The organism is Sphingomonas kyeonggiensis, from assembly GCF_014204495.1.
In the GTDB taxonomy this organism is placed as follows: domain Bacteria; phylum Pseudomonadota; class Alphaproteobacteria; order Sphingomonadales; family Sphingomonadaceae; genus Sphingomonas; species Sphingomonas kyeonggiensis_A.
In genome coordinates, this window is the sequence record NZ_JACHLN010000003.1 from 454,619 (window position 1) to 472,770 (window position 18,152).

General features: G+C 68.5%; 14 protein-coding genes. 6 read left to right on the forward strand and 8 right to left on the reverse strand.

Going from position 1 to position 18,152, the window contains the following annotated elements:
• Positions 1-59: 59 nt before the first annotated feature.
• A complete protein-coding gene (dacB, locus tag HNP52_RS16350) occupies positions 60-1,511 on the reverse strand; it encodes a D-alanyl-D-alanine carboxypeptidase/D-alanyl-D-alanine-endopeptidase (RefSeq protein WP_184168693.1) in 1,452 nt (483 codons plus the stop codon).
• 122 nt (positions 1,512-1,633) lie between these two features.
• Between dacB and HNP52_RS16355 the strand changes: the two genes are divergently transcribed.
• Both HNP52_RS16355 and HNP52_RS16360 read left to right on the forward strand, forming a co-directional pair.
• On the forward strand, positions 1,634-3,649 hold the full coding sequence (locus tag HNP52_RS16355; RefSeq protein WP_260396187.1) for a prolyl oligopeptidase family serine peptidase: 2,016 nt from the start codon (positions 1,634-1,636) through the stop codon (positions 3,647-3,649).
• Complete coding sequence (locus HNP52_RS16360) at positions 3,646-4,923, forward strand: amidohydrolase family protein (protein WP_184168694.1); 1,278 nt, start codon at positions 3,646-3,648, stop codon at positions 4,921-4,923. Before HNP52_RS16355 ends, HNP52_RS16360 begins: the two co-directional genes overlap by 4 nt.
• Before the next feature lie 72 nt (positions 4,924-4,995).
• On the opposite strand, the gene HNP52_RS16365 is transcribed toward HNP52_RS16360, so the two are convergent.
• From HNP52_RS16365 to HNP52_RS16395, 7 genes are all read right to left on the reverse strand, one after another.
• The gene (locus tag HNP52_RS16365; protein WP_221416460.1) at positions 4,996-6,237 is read right to left on the reverse strand and encodes a dicarboxylate/amino acid:cation symporter; all 1,242 of its coding nucleotides are present in this window, start codon (positions 6,235-6,237) and stop codon (positions 4,996-4,998) included.
• Complete coding sequence (locus HNP52_RS16370) at positions 6,237-7,802, reverse strand: amidohydrolase family protein (protein WP_184168696.1); 1,566 nt, start codon at positions 7,800-7,802, stop codon at positions 6,237-6,239. Before HNP52_RS16370 ends, HNP52_RS16365 begins: the two co-directional genes overlap by 1 nt.
• A complete protein-coding gene (dgcA, locus tag HNP52_RS16375) occupies positions 7,799-8,788 on the reverse strand; it encodes an N-acetyl-D-Glu racemase DgcA (RefSeq protein ID WP_184168697.1) in 990 nt (329 codons plus the stop codon). The genes HNP52_RS16370 and dgcA overlap by 4 nt, the downstream gene beginning before the upstream one ends.
• Positions 8,746-9,780: an N-acetyltransferase DgcN gene (gene dgcN, locus HNP52_RS16380; protein WP_184168698.1), complete on the reverse strand. Its 1,035-nt coding sequence runs from the start codon at positions 9,778-9,780 to the stop codon at positions 8,746-8,748. The genes dgcA and dgcN overlap by 43 nt, the downstream gene beginning before the upstream one ends.
• A gap of 94 nt (positions 9,781-9,874) precedes the next feature.
• Positions 9,875-10,756 carry a LysR family transcriptional regulator gene (locus tag HNP52_RS16385; protein ID WP_184168699.1) on the reverse strand — a complete coding sequence of 294 codons (882 nt, stop codon included), beginning with the start codon at positions 10,754-10,756 and terminating at the stop codon, positions 9,875-9,877.
• Between the two features lie 73 nt (positions 10,757-10,829).
• Complete coding sequence (locus HNP52_RS16390; RefSeq protein WP_184168700.1) at positions 10,830-11,522, reverse strand: UTRA domain-containing protein; 693 nt, start codon at positions 11,520-11,522, stop codon at positions 10,830-10,832.
• A complete protein-coding gene (locus HNP52_RS16395; RefSeq protein WP_184168701.1) occupies positions 11,519-12,859 on the reverse strand; it encodes a formimidoylglutamate deiminase in 1,341 nt (446 codons plus the stop codon). Before HNP52_RS16395 ends, HNP52_RS16390 begins: the two co-directional genes overlap by 4 nt.
• A gap of 59 nt (positions 12,860-12,918) precedes the next feature.
• Between HNP52_RS16395 and hutI the strand changes: the two genes are divergently transcribed.
• The 4 genes from hutI to hutU are packed head-to-tail and all read left to right on the forward strand — an operon-like array spanning position 12,919 to position 18,084.
• Entirely contained in the window at positions 12,919-14,100 is a 1,182-nt protein-coding gene (gene hutI / locus HNP52_RS16400; protein WP_184168702.1) for an imidazolonepropionase, read from the forward strand.
• The gene (gene hutH / locus HNP52_RS16405; RefSeq protein WP_184168703.1) at positions 14,097-15,626 is read left to right on the forward strand and encodes a histidine ammonia-lyase; all 1,530 of its coding nucleotides are present in this window, start codon (positions 14,097-14,099) and stop codon (positions 15,624-15,626) included. The genes hutI and hutH overlap by 4 nt, the downstream gene beginning before the upstream one ends.
• Complete coding sequence (gene hutG / locus HNP52_RS16410; protein ID WP_184168704.1) at positions 15,623-16,432, forward strand: N-formylglutamate deformylase; 810 nt, start codon at positions 15,623-15,625, stop codon at positions 16,430-16,432. Before hutH ends, hutG begins: the two co-directional genes overlap by 4 nt.
• The gene (gene hutU / locus HNP52_RS16415; protein ID WP_184168705.1) at positions 16,429-18,084 is read left to right on the forward strand and encodes a urocanate hydratase; all 1,656 of its coding nucleotides are present in this window, start codon (positions 16,429-16,431) and stop codon (positions 18,082-18,084) included. The genes hutG and hutU overlap by 4 nt, the downstream gene beginning before the upstream one ends.
• Positions 18,085-18,152 lie beyond the last annotated feature (68 nt).

An 18,152-nucleotide genomic window follows, 5' to 3' on the forward strand; every position in this document is an offset into this window, starting at 1 on the left:
TTCGCCGGGGTCGCCACCCACCCCCAACCCCTCCCTTGCAGGGAGGGGAGTCTTGAAGACTAGTTCCCCGCAGCCACCAGGTTCAGCGCATCGTCCATATATTTCGTCCCGCTGGCATCCTGCGGCACGTCGTTGGCGTAGAAGGCGAAGGTGTAGTTCTTCCCGCTCGCCCCCGTGAAATAGCCCGCCAGCGCGTTGGTCTGGTTGAGCGTTCCGGTCTTGGCGAACAGCCTGCCCTCCAGCGGGGTACCCTTGAACCGCCGGGCCAGCGTGCCGTCCACGCCGGCGATCGGCAGCGTGTCGCGGAACTGCGTGCCCCAGGGCTGGGCAGCGACCCAGCGCAGCAGCAGCACCGAACCGCGCGGGCTCACCCGGTTATAGCTCGACATGCCCGATCCGTCGGAAAAGTCCCAGGCGGTGCGCGGCACGCCTGCGGCGACCAGCACCTGCTCGACCTTCGCGACCCCGTCCGCGATCGAACCGCTGCCGCCGTCGAGCAGGCCGACCCGACGCAAGGTCAGCTCGGCATGAAGGTTCTGGCTGACCTTGTTGATATGCTTGAGGTCCTCGGCGAACGGCGCCGGGGTCAGCCGCGCGAGCGCGGGGATGCCGGGCACCGTGACCTCCACCGGCGGGAAGGTGCGGTTCGCACGATCATCCTGCGGGGTCAGTCGCCGATGCAGCGATTGAATCGCCCCCTTCACCTTCACCCCGCGTGCCTCGAGCAGCACCTTGAGCCGCCACGCCGCGTACTCAGCCGGATCGTCGATCCCCAGCTTCCACACCCGCGGCTTGGCGTCCGCGCCGATGGTGCCGGTGATGTGGAGCAGCTTGCTGTTGGGATCACGGTCCCAGCCCAGCTCGGTCTTGTCGCCCGGCACCGTCTTCGCCTGGTTGTCGATCGTGAAATAGGGCCAGAGCTCGACCTTCGCGGCTTCTCCGGCCTTGGCGGGCGAAACGGTGAGCTTCAGCTCGTTATCGTCGAGCGTCAGCGCCGAGATGCCGGTGCCCGACGAGCTGGGGATGTTGTTCCAGCTCATCCCCGGGCTCCAGCGCTGGTCCGGGAAGAGCGTGTCGTCGCCGATGATGTTGCGGACATGCTTGGTCTTCGCCGCGATCGCATCGGCCAGCGTGGCGAGGCAATCGACGGTGCAATCGTCGGTGCTCGACAGCCGCGCGTCGCCCCGCCCTTCCAGCACGACATCCTGCCCCTGCAACCGCACTGCGGTACCGGCCGCCGCATCGGGCGCGTTGATGTCGGCCAGGTTCGCGAAGGCAGCCGCCGTCGTATAGACCTTGGTATTCGACGCGGGGATGAAGCGGCCGTCCGGGTTGATCGCGATGATCTCCTTGCCGCTGTCGTCCACCACCACCAGCCCGAAGCGGGTGCCCTGCGGCGCCTCGGCCAGCTTGGCGGCGACCCGCTGCTCCAGCGTCTGCTGCGCGAGCGCGGGGGTGGCGAGCGTCAGGGCGATGCCGAGCGCGACAGGACCAAGTGCGATGTGCTTCATGCCGCAAGCGTAACCGCGCCCGTGCGGCGTGCAAACCCGCGATCATTCAGAGGCATGGCCCCGGCATAACCACCGCGCATGCCAGCATTGTACCGGCAACATGGCACCGGCACGTTCGCGTAATGAAGATGATCCGGATCACCCTCAACCTGTCCTGCGCGACGATGCTCGCAAGTGCCGCTCCCGCGCTTGCCCAGACCAACGACCTGGCCGCCGCGCTCGCCTTGCCGACTGCGAGCCAGATGGCCGGCGCCCGCGACGTGCCGCGCTTCGCCTGGGTCGAGAACCGGGCCGGCGCACGCAACCTCTGGGTGGCCGATGCCGGCCAGCAGGCGCGCCAGGTGACGGGCTATGCCGAGGATGACGGCATGATGCTCTACGACGTGGCGCTCAGCCCGGACGGCAAGCGCATCGCGTTCGTGCGCGGCGGCGATGACGAGTTCCCCGACGGCAAGATCCCCAACACCGCCTCGCTGCCCTTCACGCCAAACCAGCAGCTCTTCCTCGCCGAGGACGGCCAATCCCCGGTCGCGATTGGCGAAGGCCATATGCCCGCCTTCTCGCCCGACGGGCAGCGCATCGCCTTTACCAGGCGCGGCGAGATCTGGGTCTGGGCCGGCGGCAAGGCGGCGCGGATCGGCGCGGTCGGCGGTGGAGTCAGCGATCTCAAATGGACGCCCGATGGCAGGAAGCTGCTGTTCGTCGACAATCGCGATGGCCACGGCTTCGTCGCGTTGCTTGATGTGGATGCGGGCAAGCTGACGTACATGGACCCGGCGCTCGGCTATTCGGCCGAGCCGGCGCTGTCGCCGGACGGCAGCCAGGTCGCCTATATCCAGTATCTCGATCCGCCCGCCGGCGCGGCGGGTGACGGCGGGCCCTATTGGTCGATCCGCGTCGCCGATGCTGCCACCGGCAAGGCCCGCACGCTGTGGAGCGCGCCGAAAGGCATGGGCGGCCGCTATTACGGCACCCGCCAGCACAATCTCTACTGGAGCAAGGCCGGTCAGCTGCTCTTCCCCTGGGAGCGCACCGGCTTCCTCCATGTCTATGCGATCGACGCCGCCAGGGGCGGCGAGCCCAGGGAGCTGACCCCCGGCAAGTTCGAGGTCGAGACCTTCATCCTCGGCGCCGACGATGTCGTCACCTTCGCCGCCAATGCCGACGAAGCCGATCGCCGCCATTTCTGGCAGGTCCCGGCCGGCGGCGGCGCGGCGAAGCGGGTAACCCAGGGCAAGGGCAGCGAGAGCCTGCCTTTGTTCGGCGGCGGCCAGCTCGCCGGCATCGCCGCCGATGCCGGCCACACCGCGCACCCGGTGCTGGCCAGGGGGCTGGCGCCGCTGGGCGGAGTCGCCGAGCTGAAGGGCGCGATCACCCCCGAAGCGGTGACCTACACGGCCGAGGACGGCGTGACCGTCCATGCCCAGCTGTTCCGCGGCCAGGGCAAGGGCAAGCATCCCGCGCTGATCTTCGTCCATGGCGGCCCGCGCCGCCAGATGGTGCTCGGCTTCCACCACGCCCAATATTATTCGAACGCCTATGTGATGAACCAGGTGCTGGCGGCGAAGGGCTATACCGTGCTGTCGGTCAACTATCGCAGCGGCACCGGCTATGGCCAGGCGTTCCGCGACGCCCCCGGGATCGCCCGCGACGGCGCCACCGAATATCGCGACGTGCTGGCCGGCGGGCGCTGGCTGGCGGCGCAGAAGGATGTCGAGTCCGACAGGATCGGCATCTGGGGCGGCAGCTGGGGTGGCTATCTCACCGCCCTCGCCCTCGCCCGCAACAGCGACCTGTTCAAGGCGGGCGCCGACTTCCACGGCGTCCACACGCTGCTGCGCAACGTCGACACCAGCGTGTCGCCCGACCAGCAGGCCGCCATGCGTCAGAAGCAGTGGGAAAGCTCGCCCATGGGTTCGATCGCGACCTGGCGCTCGCCGGTGCTGCTCGTCCACGGCGACGACGACCGCAATGTCGATTTCGCCCAGTCGCTGCTGCTCGCCCGCGAGCTGGCGGCCCGCGGCATCCCGCATGAGGAGCTGGTATTCCCCAATGAACGCCACGAATTCTTCCGCAATGCAGACTGGCTCGCTGCCTATGGCCGCACCATCTCCTTCTTCGACGCGCATCTGAAATGAGGGCGATCATGGCAGCGGCGGCACTGGCCGGAGCGGGCACGGCGCAGGCACAGGCGCAGGAGCGCGCGACGCTGATCCACGGCGCGCGGGTGTTCGACGGCACCGGCGGCAAGGCGAAGCTGAGCGACGTGCTGATCGAGGGCGACCGGATCGTGCGGGTGGGCAGGAAGCTGCGCGTGCCCGAAGGCACCGAGGTGATCGACGCGACGGGACTGACGCTGATCCCCGGGCTGCACGACCTCCACATCCACACAAGGCGCGAGGCCTTTACCGACGCCGCGTCGCTCCACCGTTTCTACGCACCGTACCTGCGCGCGGGCGTGACCAGCATCAACGAATTCTCGGTCTCGGGCGAGATGATGGCCGGCATCCGCGCGCTCCGCGCCGATACCCCGCGCCTGACGCTGGCGGTGCGGCTCGGCGTGCCCGACGGGCATGGCACCGAGAGCCAGTTCACCAATGCGATCACGCTCCAGGTCACCAATCCGGAGGAGGCGCATGCGGCAATGGCCAAGGCGCTACCCTACAAGCCGGACATGGTGAAGGTGTTCGCCGATGGCTGGCGCTATGGCGACCCCGCCCGCCCCGACAAGCCGAGCATCGACGAGCCGACTTTGGCCGCGATCGTCGCGGATGCGCACAGGGCGGGGATCAAGGTGATGACCCACACCGTCACGCTCGAGGGCGCCAAGATCGCGGCGCGCGCGGGCGTGGACTCGCTGGCCCACGGCGTCGGCGATGCGCTGGTCGACAATGAGCTGATCGGGCTGATGAAGAAGCACCACATGGCCTATGTCGCCACGCTGGCGACCTATGAGCCGCTCGAGGCGCGCGTGCTCGCGCCCGAGGAGCTGGCCCTGCTCACGCCCGAGCAGCAGGCCCGCGAGACGGCGCGTCTGGCCAGGGGCGAGGCGATCGCCCCCTATGACAGCAAGCGCTGGGAGATCATGCGCGAGAATATCCGCCGGCTCCAGGTCGCGCGGATCCGCATCGGCGTGGGCACCGATACCGGCATCGAGGGCGTCTATCCCGGCTTCGGCGCGCTGCGCGAGATGCGCATCCTCACCGAGCTGGGCTTCACGCCCGCCGAGGCGATCGAAGCGGGCACCAAGGTGAGCGCCGAGATCATGGGCCGCAAGGACGAAGGCGTGATCCGCAAGGGCGCCCGCGCCGACCTGGTGCTGGTAAATGGCGCGCCGGATGTGACGTTCCGGGATCTGTATGCGGTCAGGCGGGTCTGGGTCGCGGGGCGTGAGGTCAGCCTCGCCGACTGATCGCGGCGCATTGCAATGTAGGATTTCGCCTGCTTGGCTGGAGCCGCCGGGGTCGCCCCCGGCCGCTCTTTCTCAGGCCCTATCCGGCGCGCGATAGACGTCCTCGTCCAACTCCCCTTCCCAGCGCGCGACCAGCGTCGCGACGGTCAGATTTGCCGACGCACTGGGCACGGTTCGGGTCATGTCGAGCAGCCGGTCGAAGGGAAGTACGAATCCCACCACTAGCGCGGTCTGCTCAGGCGAAACGCCAACCGCGCTCAATACGGCGGCGAGCATGAACAGCGATGCCGAGGGCACCGGCGCCGTGCCAAAGGCGGCAAGCGCACCGGTCAGCAGCACGGCGGCATAGACGGTCGGGGTCAAATGCACCCCGAACGCCTGCAGCGCGAACATGCTCAGCAGGCCGACATACATCGCCGTGCCGTCCTTGCCGATGCTGGCACCGAGCGGCAGCACGGTCGAGAAGACCGGGCGACCGATGCCGAGATTCTGCTCGGACACCCGCATCGCCACCGGCAGCGTCGCGCCGCTCGATGCGGTCGAGAATGCCACCGCCAGCGCATCGACGATGCCGCGGAAGAAGGGCAGCAGCGGCAGCTTGGCGATGAAGCGCAGCAACAGGCTGTGCACCACCAGCATCTGGATCAGCGAGCCGAGCACCACCGCCAGCGCCAGCCAGCCGACATGGACGAACACCGCAGCGCCATTGGCCGCCACCGCATTGGCGATCAGCGCGAACACGCCGAAGGGCGTCGCTTCCATGACGATGCCGACGACGCGGAGCAGCACCGCCGAGGTCGATTGCAGCAGGTTGGCGAAGGGCTTGCCCGCCTCGCCGGCCACCACCGTGCCGCAGCCGATCAGGATCGATGTGAAGATCAGCGCCAGCATGTCACCCTTGGCCAGCGCGTCGAAGATGTTGGTGGGGATGATGTTGATCAGCTGCTCATAGGGCGTAACCGGCTTGCCGAGCACATGTGCCTCGGCCGTACCGAGCGGCGCGCCCGCCCCCGGCTGGACGATCGCGGCGACCAGCGTGCCGACCGAGACGGCGATGAAGGTCGTCAGCGCGAACATGCCCACCGTCCGCCCGCCCAGGCTCCCCAGCCGCTTCGGATCGGCGAGCGAAGTGATGCCCGAGGCGATGGTGACCAGCACGATCGGCGCGACCAGCATGCGGATCGCCCGGACGAACAGGTCGCCAATGAACTGGAGATAGGGAGCCCCCTGCGGCAGCACCAGCGCGAAGACCACGCCGAGGACGAGAAAGGCGAGGACGCGCTTCCACAGCGCCGTGCCGAACCACCAGGCCATCAGTTGCACCTCCCCGCGATCGGCATGTGAGAAATGGCGCGGCCCGCCGCCTTGCCGGTCATCGCCCCCTTGTCGACCGCGATCACGCCGTTGACCACCACGGTCTGCACACCGGCCGCGAGCAGCGCGGGCTGCTCATAGGTGGCACGCGAGGCATAGGTCCTGGGATCGAACACCACGACATCGGCATAGGCGCCACTGCGCAGATGCCCTCGCCCGGTCAGCCCGAAGGTGTCGGCGGTCAGCGACGAGCTGCGCTCGATGAACTGGCGCAGCGTGATGACATGGTCGGTCTTGACGTACTTGTCATACTTGCGCGCGAACGAGCCATAGACGCGCGGATGGCCGCCCGAGGCGTCCGACCCGGTCATCACCCAGGGCTGCTGCATGAAGGCGGCGATATCGGCCTCGCTCTGGTTGAACGACACGGTGCCGGGATCGCCGATGCGGATCACCGCGATCGCGGCATCGACCGGCGACAGGTTCATTTCCTTGGCGACGGCATCGAGATAGCGGTTCTTGTACTTGCCCTCGACGATCAGCAGCTTGTCCGCCCCGCCGCGCTTGCGCAGGTTCTCGACCATGCCGGCATGCATCTTCTCGGCAAGCGACGGATCGTCGAAGCGCTTGAGCAGGGCCGGACGCCCGCCATCCTGCGCCCAGAGGGGCACCAGCGAGGCGACCAGGCTCGTGCCCGATGCCGACCAGGGATATTGGTTGGCGGTCACCTTCTCGCCGCGGGCACGCGCGGCGTTGATCGTCGCGATGATCTTGGGCGCTTCGCCCTGCACATCGACGCCGAGCGCCTTGATATGGCTGATATGCGCGGGCAGCCCGCCCTCGCGGCCGATGCGGATCGCCTCGTCGATCGCCGCCACCAGACCGACGGTGTAGCTGCTCTCGTCGCGGATATGGCTGTCATAGCTGCCGCCGCGCTTGCCGGCTTCCTTGGCCAGCTCGATGACCTCCTCGGTCTTCGCGAAGCTCTGCGGCGCGTAGAAAAGACCGGTCGAGAGGCCGAGCGCACCCTGGCACATCGCCGAGGCGACCAGCCCCTTCATCCTGGCCAGCTCTTCCGGCGTCGGCGCGCGATTGTCCTCGCCAACCACCTTCTCGCGGATCGCCCCGAAGCCGACCCAGGCGGCATAGTTGATGCCCACCGGCTTGGTCGCAGCACTGCCGAGCACCTTGGCGACGTCGGGATCGCCGCCGCCATCATTGCCGATGAACGCAGTGGTGACGCCCTGCATCAGGAAGGCCGGGACCAGCCGCTTGGCCTGGTCGTCCGAGGCAAGATCGCCGCCCATATGGGTGTGCGGATCGATGAAGCCGGGCGCGACGATCATGCCCTTGGCATCGATGATCCGCGCAGCGGTGACGTTCGCGCGCTTGCTGACCGAGACGATCTCATCACCCCGGATCGCCACGTCCCCGACGAACGGCGCATCCGAGCCGGTGTAGATCGTGCCGCCCCGGATCAGCAGGTCCACCTTCTGCGGCGGGAGCGGCGCGGCGGCGGCTCCCAGTGAGACAGCGGCAATCCCCAGCAGCAGCGCGACCTTCATGGCGTTCCCCAAAATCCTTTGATGGGCGGATACAGCGTGCCGTCCCGGTCCTCGACACCGCCCGGATGATCCTTGGCGAGCCAGAGGGGACCGTCAAGGTCGGCGAAATCGGACATGCGGGCGATGTGCAGCGCGGCCGCGATCGACAGCGACGAGCTGACCATGCAGCCGGTCATCAGCCCCAGCCCGCGCGCTCGGGCGGCGTTGGCGAGGCGCAGCCCCTCGGTGAGCCCGCCCGCCTTGTCGAGCTTGACGTTCACCACCTCGTAGCGGCGCGCGACCACGTCCAGCTCCGCGCTGGTGTGGATGGACTCGTCCGCGGCAATCGGCACGCGGTGCTCGAACGCCTCGAGGCAGGCATCGATCTCGGCCGAGACAGGCTGCTCGAGCAGATCGACCCGCAGCTCCGCCAACACCGGCTGCATCGCCTCGACCAGCCGCGCGTCCCAGCTCTCATTGGGATCGACGATCAGCCTGGAATCCGGCGCGGCATTGCGGACCGCGCGGATCTGCGCATCGGGCAGGCGCCCATCGACCTTCACCTTGAGCAAGGGCGCTGCGGCGGCACGGCGCGCGGCGACGCCCATCATCATCGGCGTGTCGATCACGATGGTGAGCGCGCTGGCGAGCGGCCCCGGCTCGGGCGCGCCGATCAGCTCGGCGACGCTCCTGCCCGCCTCCCGCGCCTCAAGATCCCACAGTGCACAGTCGACTGCGTTGCGAGCCGCACCCGCCGGCAGCAGCGACAGCAATTCCTCGCGCCCGGCGCCGGCCTCGATCGCCGGGCGGATGCCCTCGATCGCCTCCAACGAGCTCTCGACGCTTTCCCCATAGCGGGCATAGGGCACGCCCTCGCCCCGCCCTTCCAGCGCCCCCGCGCGGATCGTGACCGTGACCAAATCGGCCTCGGTCTTCACCCCGCGCGAGATGCGGAAAGGCCTGGTCAGGAGGAAGCGGTCGTGACGGGCCGCGAGACTTCGGTGCATAGCAATTCGTCGATGATCGCCTCGACCCCGAAGGCGATCGGATCGGTGCAGGGAAGTCCAAGCTCGGCCTCGATCCGCCGGCACAAGGCCTCGGCCTCAGCCTTCTCCATGCGGGAGGTATTGAGGCAGACGCCAACGGCGCGAACGTTCGGGCTGGTAAGGCGTGCGGTCTGGAGATTGGCCTCCAGGCATTCCTTCAGCCCCGGCAGCGCACGGCCCGGAATGCCGCGCATATGGCTGCGGCTCGGATCGTGGCAGAGGATCAGCGCCTCGGGCTGGGCGCCGTGAAGCAGGCCGGTCGAGACCCCGGCGAAGCTCGGGTGGAACAGCGAGCCCTGACCCTCGATCACATCCCAGCCGCCATCGGTGCGCTCGGGCGCAAGCGCCTCGATCCCGCCCGATATGAAATCGGCGACGACCGCATCGATCGGCACACCCGATCCCGCGATCAGGATGCCGGTCTGGCCCGTCGCGCGGAAATCGGCCTTCTCGCCCCGCGCCTTGAGCGCATCGGCGATGGCGATCGTGGTGTACATCTTGCCGACCGAGCAATCGGTGCCGACGGTGAGGATGCGGCGGCCGGCGCGCGCATAGCCATTGCCCACCTTCATGTCCGCCGGCGGATCGCGCACGTCGAACAGCTGCAGGTTCTTCTCCCGGGCCAGTGCGGCCAGCTCGGGCACGTCGCGCAGCCGCTGGTGGAGACCGGCGGCGATGTTCATGCCCGCATTGAGCGCGGCCATCGCATCGCGGACCAGGTCACCGCCCATGACGCCGCCCGAATTGGCAATGCCGAGCACGAGCGTCTTCGCGCCCGCCGCAGCGCCTTCCTCGATGGTCATGCGCGGCAGGCCGAGCGTGAGGGTGGAATCGTCGTGGCGGAACTCACCCACGCAATCGTGCCGCCGGAATTCGGCGAGGCCGCGCGAGGTCTTGATGCCTACGAAGTCGGTGCTGTGACCGAGGTAAAGGAGGTAAGGTGCCGGTATCATTGGGTGATAACGCTATCGCTCCGCATCCGGCACCGCGCATAGCGAGTCGGCGCCTCGGCATAGCCAGCCGTTATGGCAGCCTAAGGGCTTGCCCTTAGGCGTCGATCACCTTGGCCAGCGTCTTGAGGAAATCGGTGGCCAGCGCCGTCGGCGGGCGGTTGAGCAGGAACATCGCATGGACGTCGAAGGTGAGCTGCGGCTTGAGCGGCCGCATCGACAGGCCCGGGACGAGCGAGGCCTGCGCCGTGAAGCTGTCCACCACCGTCATGCCCACGCCCTGCGCGACCAGGGCGGTGGCGATGTAGAAGGTCCGCGCCGAGATCACTTCGTCGAGATCGAGTTCCAGCCGCGCGCATTCCTGGCTGAACAGCTGGCCGATCGGGCCCGAATTGGCGAGGCTGATGAACGGGCGGCCCCGGAGCCGCTCCAGCTCGATGCGCGGCGGCGCATCGGGCATGTCCTCCTCGCGATAGAGCACCACCAGCTCGCCCTCGCCCAGCCAGCGATGGCCGATCGGCGCGGCATGCGGCACTTCGTACGCGATCGCGACATCGGTCTCGCGCTCGTAGAGCTTGCGCAGCAGATCGTCGTGATGGACGGTCTGCAGGTCGAAGCGCACGCCTTCATGCCCACGCATGAAGCGCGCGACGGCGGTGGGCAGCGCGTTGAGCGCCAGGCTGGGCAGGGCCGAGACCTTGAGCATGCCGCCGGCACCGCGCTTCAGGTTCCGCCCCGCTTCACGCAGCGCATAGACGCGGTCCTGGATCTCCGAGACTTCGGTGAACAGCGTATGCGCGTCCTCGGTGGGGACGAGCCGGCCATTGGTGCGGTGGAAAAGCTGGAAGCCGAGCAGGCTCTCGGCATGGCGCAGCATCTTCGACACCGAAGGCTGCGAGACGTTGAGCGCACGCGCCGCGCCGCTCACCGAGCCGTTGACATATACCGCGTGAAAGATCTCGATGTGGCGCAAGTTCATTGCGCGCAAACTATAGTGGTTTGGAAAAAGGGAAAGGCCCCGCTGTCTCCCCTCCCTTCCAGGGAGGGGAATTTCAGCCCCCCGGCGTGAACTCCGCGACCAGATCGTAGCGATCGCCCGGGAAGGTCTGGCGGACGAAGGTCACCGCCCTGCCCGTGCGCCAGGTCCAGCGCTCGACCTGCAGGCAGGCGCTATGCGTATCGAGCTTGAGCCGCTTGGCCAGCGCGCCGCCCGCGGACACAGCGCGGATGCGGTGGCGTGCGTCGGTCCAGGGGACGTGGTGGAGCAACCAGGAGCCCGGCGCCTCGGTCTCGAACGTGTCGGCGCGGGGCACCGGTACCGTGTCGAGCGCGATCAGCCGGCGCTCGAGCGCGAAGGGCTGGCCACCGGCGAAATGCACGCCCTCGATCAGCAGGGCCGGCGCCGGGATGCCGGAGACTTCGATGTCCGGATCGCGGTTGACCACGCGGCAGGTGTCGAGCTCCCAGCCATAGGCCTCGCCGCGCGCTTCGATCAGCTGGGCGAGGTCGGGCACCTCGAGCACCGCGGCATGGACCTTGGGCTGGGCGACGAACGAGCCGACCTTGCGGCGGCGCTCGATCAGCCCGGCATGGGCGAGCCGCTCCAGCGCCTTGCTCACCGTGGCGCGGGCGCAGCCATATTGCGCGACCAGCTCATGTTCGAACGGGATGCGATCGCCGGGGCGCAACTCGCCCGAGCGGATGCGATCCTCGATGTCCGAGCGGATGCGTTCCTGGAGCGTCACCCGAGCAGGCGCTCCAGGGTTTTGTGATAATGATTAGCAATAACCTCCGCCGCGCGGTGCCTGCCGCGAACGACTTGCAACTGGCCGGCGCGCCAGACGCAGTCGATCGCGCCGGCGCGGCCGGCGAAGATCCAGCGATCGAGGAAGGTGCCGGCAGTAGCGCCGGCGAAGCTCGGATGGTCCATGTTCAGGCTCAGGATATCGGCAGGCGCGCCGGGCGCAATCCCGGTTGCGACGCCCAGCGCCTGGCCGGCGCCGGTTAGCGCCGCGTCGAACAGGGTTTCGCCGACCGAAGCGCCTTCGGGCGAGAGGATCGCGCGGCGGCGGAGCGACAGGCGCTGCGAATATTCGATCGAACGGAGTTCATGCGCCGCGTCGATCTGGATGTTGGAATCGGTGCCGGTGGCGATCCGCCCGCCGGCCGCCAGATAGCGTTCGGCCGGGAAGATGCCGTCGCCGAGATTGGCTTCGGTGACCGGGCACAGGCCGGCGACCGCGCCGGAGCGCGCGAGGCGATCGGTCTCGGAGTCATTGAGGTGCGTGGCGTGGATCAGCGTCCAGCGCGCATCGACCCCGGCATTGTGGAGCAGCCATTCGACCGGGCGCGCGCCGCTCCATTGCTCGCACGCCTCGACTTCCTTGACCTGCTCGGCGGCGTGGATGTGGATCGGGCCGTCGGTCAGCGCGGTGACCGCGGCGAGTTCCTCGGGCGTGACCGCGCGCAGCGAATGCGGCGCGACGCCGAGCACGGCATCGGCGGGCAGCCTGGCGCGGCTCGCCTCGACCAGCCGGGCGAAGCTGTCGATGTCCGAAAGGAAACGCCGCTGACCGGGCTTGGGCAGTCGCCCGCCGAAATCGCTGTGCGCGTAGAAGACCGGGAGCAGGGTCAGGCCGATACCGGTCTGCTCGGCGGCGTTAATGATTGCGCCGGCGGTCTCGGCCGGATCGGCATAGCGGCCGCCGTCGACGTCATTGTGGAGATAATGGAATTCGCCGACGCGGGTGTAGCCGGTCTCGAGCATCTCGACATAGGCCTGGGCGGTGATCGCGGCGATATCGTCGGGGGTGAGCCGATCGAGGAACCGGTACATGATCTCGCGCCAGCTCCAGAAATCATCGTCCGGCCGGCCGCGGCGCTCGCTGAGCCCCGCCATGCCGCGCTGGAAGCCATGGCTGTGGACATTGCCGAGGCCCGGGATCGCGACGCGGTGGCGCTCGGCGTCGGGCGCGGGATCGCTGCCGGGAAGGACTTCGGCGATGCGCCCATCGGCGATGCACAGGGTGACGCGCTCGGCCCAGCCGGCGGGGAGCAACGCGGTTTCGAACCAGAGATACATGCAAGGCCTCCTGCGCATTATGTCTAGACATAACTCAAGCCACAGGCAAGGATGCGCGCATGGATCGACTCTGGACCAACGCACGGATCGCGACGATGGCGGGGCCTGGCCTCGGCATGATCGAGCGGGGTGCGGTGGCGGCCCGGGACGGGCGGATCGCCTGGGTCGGGCCCGCAAGTGAGGCGCCCACGGCTGCAGAGACGATCGACTGCGAAGGCCGCTGGATCACCCCCGGCCTGGTCGATTGCCACACCCACCTGGTCCATGGCGGCGACCGCGCGCAGGAATTCGAACTGCGGTTGCAGGGCGCCAGCTATGAGGCAATTGCGCGTGCCGGCGGCGGGATCGTCTCGACGATGCGCGCCACGCGCGAAGCCGGCGAGGCCGATCTCGTCGCCAGTGCCCTGCCCCGGCTCGACGCGCTGATCGCCGAGGGCGCGACCACGGTCGAGGTGAAGTCGGGCTATGGCCTGTCGCTCGACGGCGAGCTGAAGATGCTGCGCGCGGCCCGGGCGCTGGGCGATGAACGCCCGGTGCGGATCGCGACAACCTTCCTCGGCACGCATGCCCTGCCGCCCGAATATGCCGACGACCGCACCGGCTATGTCGATCTGGTCTGCGACGAGATGATCCCGGCGCTGGGCGGCCTGGCCGACGCGGTCGATGCGTTCTGCGAAGGGATCGGCTTCACCCCCGACGAGACCCGGCGCGTGTTCGAGGCTGCAAGGGCGCATGGCCTGCGCGTGAAGCTCCACGCCGAGCAGCTCTCCAACCAGCATGGTGCGGCGCTGGCGGCTTCGTACGATGCACTGTCGGCGGACCATCTCGAATATCTCGATGACGCGGGCATCGCGGCAATGGCCAAAGCCGGCACGGTCGCGACCCTGCTCCCGGGCGCCTATTACTTCGTCCGCGAGACGAAACTGCCGCCGATCCAGGCGCTGCGCGACGCCGGCGTTCCGATCGCGCTGGCGACCGACTGCAACCCCGGCACCTCGCCGCTCACCAGCCTGCTGCTCGTCATGAACATGGGCGCGACGCTGTTTCGCCTCACCGTCGAGGAATGCCTGGCCGGTGTAACCCGCGAGGCGGCGCGCGCGCTGGGGCTGCAAACCGAAATCGGCACAATCGAACCCGGCAAGTCCTGTGACCTCGCGATCTGGGACATCGAGCGGCCGGCCGAGCTTGTCTATCGCATGGGGCTGAACCCGCTCCATGCCCGTATTTGGAAGGGCGTATGACCGAGATTCTCCTGATCCCCGGCGACGTGCCGCTGGCCGAGTGGCGCGCGATCTGGCGCGGCGCAGTGCCCAGGCTCGACCCCGCCAGCGCCCCGCGCATCGCCGAGAGCGCGGCCGCGGTCGCCCGCATCCTCGCGCATGGCGCGCCGGTCTATGGGATCAACACCGGCTTCGGGAAGCTTGCCAGCGTCAAGATCGAGGCGGAGGACCTCGCGACGCTCCAGCGCAACATCGTGCTGAGCCACGCCGCCGGCATCGGCGCGCCCTCGCCCGCCCCGGTCGTCCGACTGATGATGGCGCTCAAACTCGCCAGCCTCGCCCAGGGCGCCTCGGGCGTGCAGCCCGCCACCGTCGCGCTGCTCGAGGCGATGCTCGCCAAGGGCCTCACGCCGGTGGTGCCCAGCCAGGGATCGGTCGGCGCCAGCGGCGACCTTGCCCCGCTTTCGCACATGGCCGCGACGATGATCGGCGTCGGCTCGATCGAAATCGATGGCCGCGTGCTGCCCGCCGAACAGGCATTGGCCGAAGCCGGCCTCGCCCCGGTGACGCTCGGGCCCAAGGAGGGCCTCGCCCTGCTCAACGGCACCCAATTCTCCACCGCCAATGCCCTTGCCGGCCTGTTCGAGACCGAGACGCTGTTCCAGGCAGCGCTGGTCACCGGCGCGCTGTCGACCGAGGCAGCCAAGGGCACTGACGCACCCTTCGATCCGCGCATTCACCAGCTGCGCCGCCATCCCGGCCAGATCGTCGTCGGCGCGACGCTGCGCACGCTGATGGCCGGCTCCGCGATCCGCGCCTCGCACCGCGACGACGATCCGCGCGTGCAGGATCCCTATTGCCTGCGCTGCCAGCCCCAGGTGATGGGCGCGGTGCTCGATCTGCTGCGCCAGGCCGGCACGACGCTGGAGACCGAAGCGAACGGCGTCAGCGACAATCCGCTGATCTTCCCGGAGACCGACGAGGCGCTGTCGGGCGGCAATTTCCACGCCGAGCCCGTCGCCTTCGCGGCGGACATGATCGCGCTGGCGATCTGCGAGATCGGTTCGATCGCAGAGCGCCGGATCGCGATGCTGGTCGATCCCGCCCTGTCCAACCTGCCCGCCTTCCTCACTCCGCAGCCGGGGCTCAATTCGGGCTTCATGATCCCGCAGGTGACCGCCGCCGCACTGGTCTCCGAGAACAAGCAGCGCGCCACCCCGGCGAGCGTCGATTCGATCCCGACCTCGGCCAATCAGGAAGACCATGTCTCGATGGCCGCGCACGGCGCCCGCCGCCTGCTCGACATGGCGGCGAACTGCGCCGGGGTGATCGGCATCGAGCTGCTCGCCGCCGCGCAGGGCTGCGACTTCCATGCCGGGCTCACTTCGTCGGAAGCGCTGGAGCGGGTCCGCGCCCGCCTTCGCCAGGATGTGCCGACGCTCGACCATGACCGGCATTTCCACCCCGATATCGAAGCCGCGACCGCCTTGGTCCGTGCAGGCGCGGTGGCCAAGGCGGCGGCGATCGCGCTGCCGGGGGTCGCATGAGCTGGCTGGAGATCCATCGCGGCGAGGCGCCGCTGATCGTCGCCTTCCCGCACACCGGCACGGACCTTGCCGATGTCGAGGCGCAGTTCGTCTCGCCCTGGCTGGCGCGCAAGGACGCGGATTGGTGGATCGACCAGCTCTATGACTTCGCCGCCGGGCTGGGTGCGACGACAATCCGCACCGCCCTCTCCCGCAGCGTGATCGACGTGAACCGCGATCCCTCGGGCGCCTCGCTCTATCCGGGCATGGCGACGACCGAGCTTTGCCCCACCACGACCTTCGACAACGAACCGCTCTATCGGGACGGCAATCCCGGCGCGGACGAGATCGCCCGGCGCCGCGTCGCGTATTTCGATCCCTATCATGCCGCTATCGAAGCGGAGATCGCCCGCCTCCGCGCGATCCACTCCGGGATCGTCCTCTACGACGCCCATTCGATCCGCAGCCATGTGCCGCGCCTGTTCGACGGCGAGCTGCCCCAGTTCAACATCGGCACCAACGGCGGCACCACCTGTGCGCCCGCGCTCGCCCCTGCGGTCGAAGCCGCATGCGCGGCAACACCGTGGAGCCAGGTGACCGACGGCCGCTTTCGCGGGGGCTGGACCACCCGCCATTATGGCCGGCCCGAACAGGGCGTTCACGCCATCCAGATGGAGCTGGCCTGCCGCGGCTATATCGACGAGCCCGAGGTCTGCGACGAAGCCCATTGGCCGACGCCCTACACCGAAGCTCGTGCCGCCCCGATGCGCGCCGCGCTGACCCGCATCCTCACCGCCTGCCTCGAATTTGCCGGAGCCCCGGAATGACTCGCCTCGACAACAGCCGCATCATCAAGCCCGCCACCGGCACCGAACGGACCGCCAAGAGCTGGCTCACCGAAGCGCCGCTGCGCATGTTGATGAACAACCTCCACCCCGATGTCGCCGAGCGGCCCGAGGAGTTGGTCGTCTATGGCGGCATCGGCCGGGCAGCGCGCGACTGGGAGAGCTATGACCGGATCGTCGCCGCGCTGCGCGATCTCGAGGCCGACGAGACGCTGCTGATCCAGTCGGGCAAGCCGGTCGGCGTGTTCCGCACCCATGAGAACGCTCCGCGCGTCCTCCTCGCCAACTCCAACCTGGTGCCGCATTGGGCGACCTGGGAGCATTTCAACGAGCTCGATCGCAAGGGCCTGGCGATGTACGGCCAGATGACCGCCGGCTCGTGGATCTATATCGGCACCCAGGGCATCGTGCAGGGCACGTACGAGACCTTCGCCGAGATGGGCCGCCAGCATTATGGCGGCGACCTGAAGGGCCGCTGGCTGCTCACCGCGGGCCTGGGCGGCATGGGCGGCGCGCAGCCGCTGGCGGCGGTGATGGCCGGTGCCTCCTGCCTCGCCATCGAATGCCAGCCGAGCCGGATCGAGATGCGCCTGCGCACCGGCTATCTCGATCGCGCCGCCGAGAGCATCGACGAGGCGCTGGAGATCATCAAAAGCGCCGACAAGCCGATCTCGGTCGGCCTGCTCGGCAATGCGGCGGAACTGCTGCCCGAGATGTTCGCGCGCGGCATCCGCCCCGACCTGCTCACGGACCAGACCAGCGCGCACGATCCGATCAACGGCTATTTGCCGATCGGCTGGACCGTCGCCGAATGGATCGAGAAACGCGAGCGCGATCCCGAAGCCACGGCAAAGGCCGCCAAGGCATCGATGGCGCAGCACGTCCGCGCGATGCTCGATTTCCACGCCGCCGGCGTGCCGACGGTCGATTACGGCAACAATATCCGCCAGGTCGCGCTGGACGAGGGCGTGGCCAATGCCTTCGACTTCCCCGGCTTCGTCCCCGCCTATATCCGCCCGCTCTTCTGCCGCGGGATCGGCCCGTTCCGCTGGGCGGCGCTCTCGGGCGATCCCGAGGATATCGCGAAGACCGATGCCAAGGTGAAGGAGCTGCTGCCCGACAATGCGCATCTCCACAACTGGCTCGACATGGCCGCCGAGCGCATCCACTTCCAGGGCCTGCCCGCGCGGATCTGCTGGGTTGGCCTGGGCGACCGCCACCGGCTCGGCCTTGCCTTCAACGAGATGGTGGCCAGCGGTGAACTGAAGGCCCCGATCGTGATCGGCCGCGATCATCTCGACAGCGGATCGGTCGCCAGCCCCAATCGCGAGACCGAGGCGATGCAGGACGGATCGGACGCCGTCTCGGACTGGCCGCTGCTCAACGCCCTGCTCAACACCGCATCAGGCGCGACCTGGGTGTCGCTCCACCACGGCGGCGGCGTTGGCATGGGCTATTCGCAGCATGCCGGCATGGTGATCGTAGCGGACGGAACGCCAGAGGCCGCGGCCCGGCTCGAGCGCGTGCTGTGGAACGACCCCGCGACCGGGGTGATGCGGCATGCGGACGCCGGCTACGTCGAGGCTTTGGACTGTGCGCGTGAGAAGAGGCTCAAACTGCCCGGTATCTTGTAGGCAGTCCTTCTTTCCGGAAACGGAGAGACTGGAGGCGGGCCATGCTGCAACCAAGGTCCGCCTCTGGC

Bases quoted from the DNA above. Each gene is read 5' to 3' on its own strand.
- dacB (WP_184168693.1), bottom strand. From the start codon at position 1,511: ATGAAGCACATCGCACTTGGTCCTGTCGCGCTCGGCATCGCCCTGACG.
- HNP52_RS16355 (WP_260396187.1), top strand. From the start codon at position 1,634: ATGAAGATGATCCGGATCACCCTCAACCTGTCCTGCGCGACGATGCTC.
- HNP52_RS16360 (WP_184168694.1), top strand. From the start codon at position 3,646: ATGAGGGCGATCATGGCAGCGGCGGCACTGGCCGGAGCGGGCACGGCG.
- HNP52_RS16365 (WP_221416460.1), bottom strand. From the start codon at position 6,237: ATGGCCTGGTGGTTCGGCACGGCGCTGTGGAAGCGCGTCCTCGCCTTT.
- HNP52_RS16370 (WP_184168696.1), bottom strand. From the start codon at position 7,802: ATGAAGGTCGCGCTGCTGCTGGGGATTGCCGCTGTCTCACTGGGAGCC.
- dgcA (WP_184168697.1), bottom strand. From the start codon at position 8,788: ATGCACCGAAGTCTCGCGGCCCGTCACGACCGCTTCCTCCTGACCAGG.
- dgcN (WP_184168698.1), bottom strand. From the start codon at position 9,780: ATGATACCGGCACCTTACCTCCTTTACCTCGGTCACAGCACCGACTTC.
- HNP52_RS16385 (WP_184168699.1), bottom strand. From the start codon at position 10,756: ATGAACTTGCGCCACATCGAGATCTTTCACGCGGTATATGTCAACGGC.
- HNP52_RS16395 (WP_184168701.1), bottom strand. From the start codon at position 12,859: ATGTATCTCTGGTTCGAAACCGCGTTGCTCCCCGCCGGCTGGGCCGAG.
- hutI (WP_184168702.1), top strand. From the start codon at position 12,919: ATGGATCGACTCTGGACCAACGCACGGATCGCGACGATGGCGGGGCCT.
- hutH (WP_184168703.1), top strand. From the start codon at position 14,097: ATGACCGAGATTCTCCTGATCCCCGGCGACGTGCCGCTGGCCGAGTGG.
- hutG (WP_184168704.1), top strand. From the start codon at position 15,623: ATGAGCTGGCTGGAGATCCATCGCGGCGAGGCGCCGCTGATCGTCGCC.
- hutU (WP_184168705.1), top strand. From the start codon at position 16,429: ATGACTCGCCTCGACAACAGCCGCATCATCAAGCCCGCCACCGGCACC.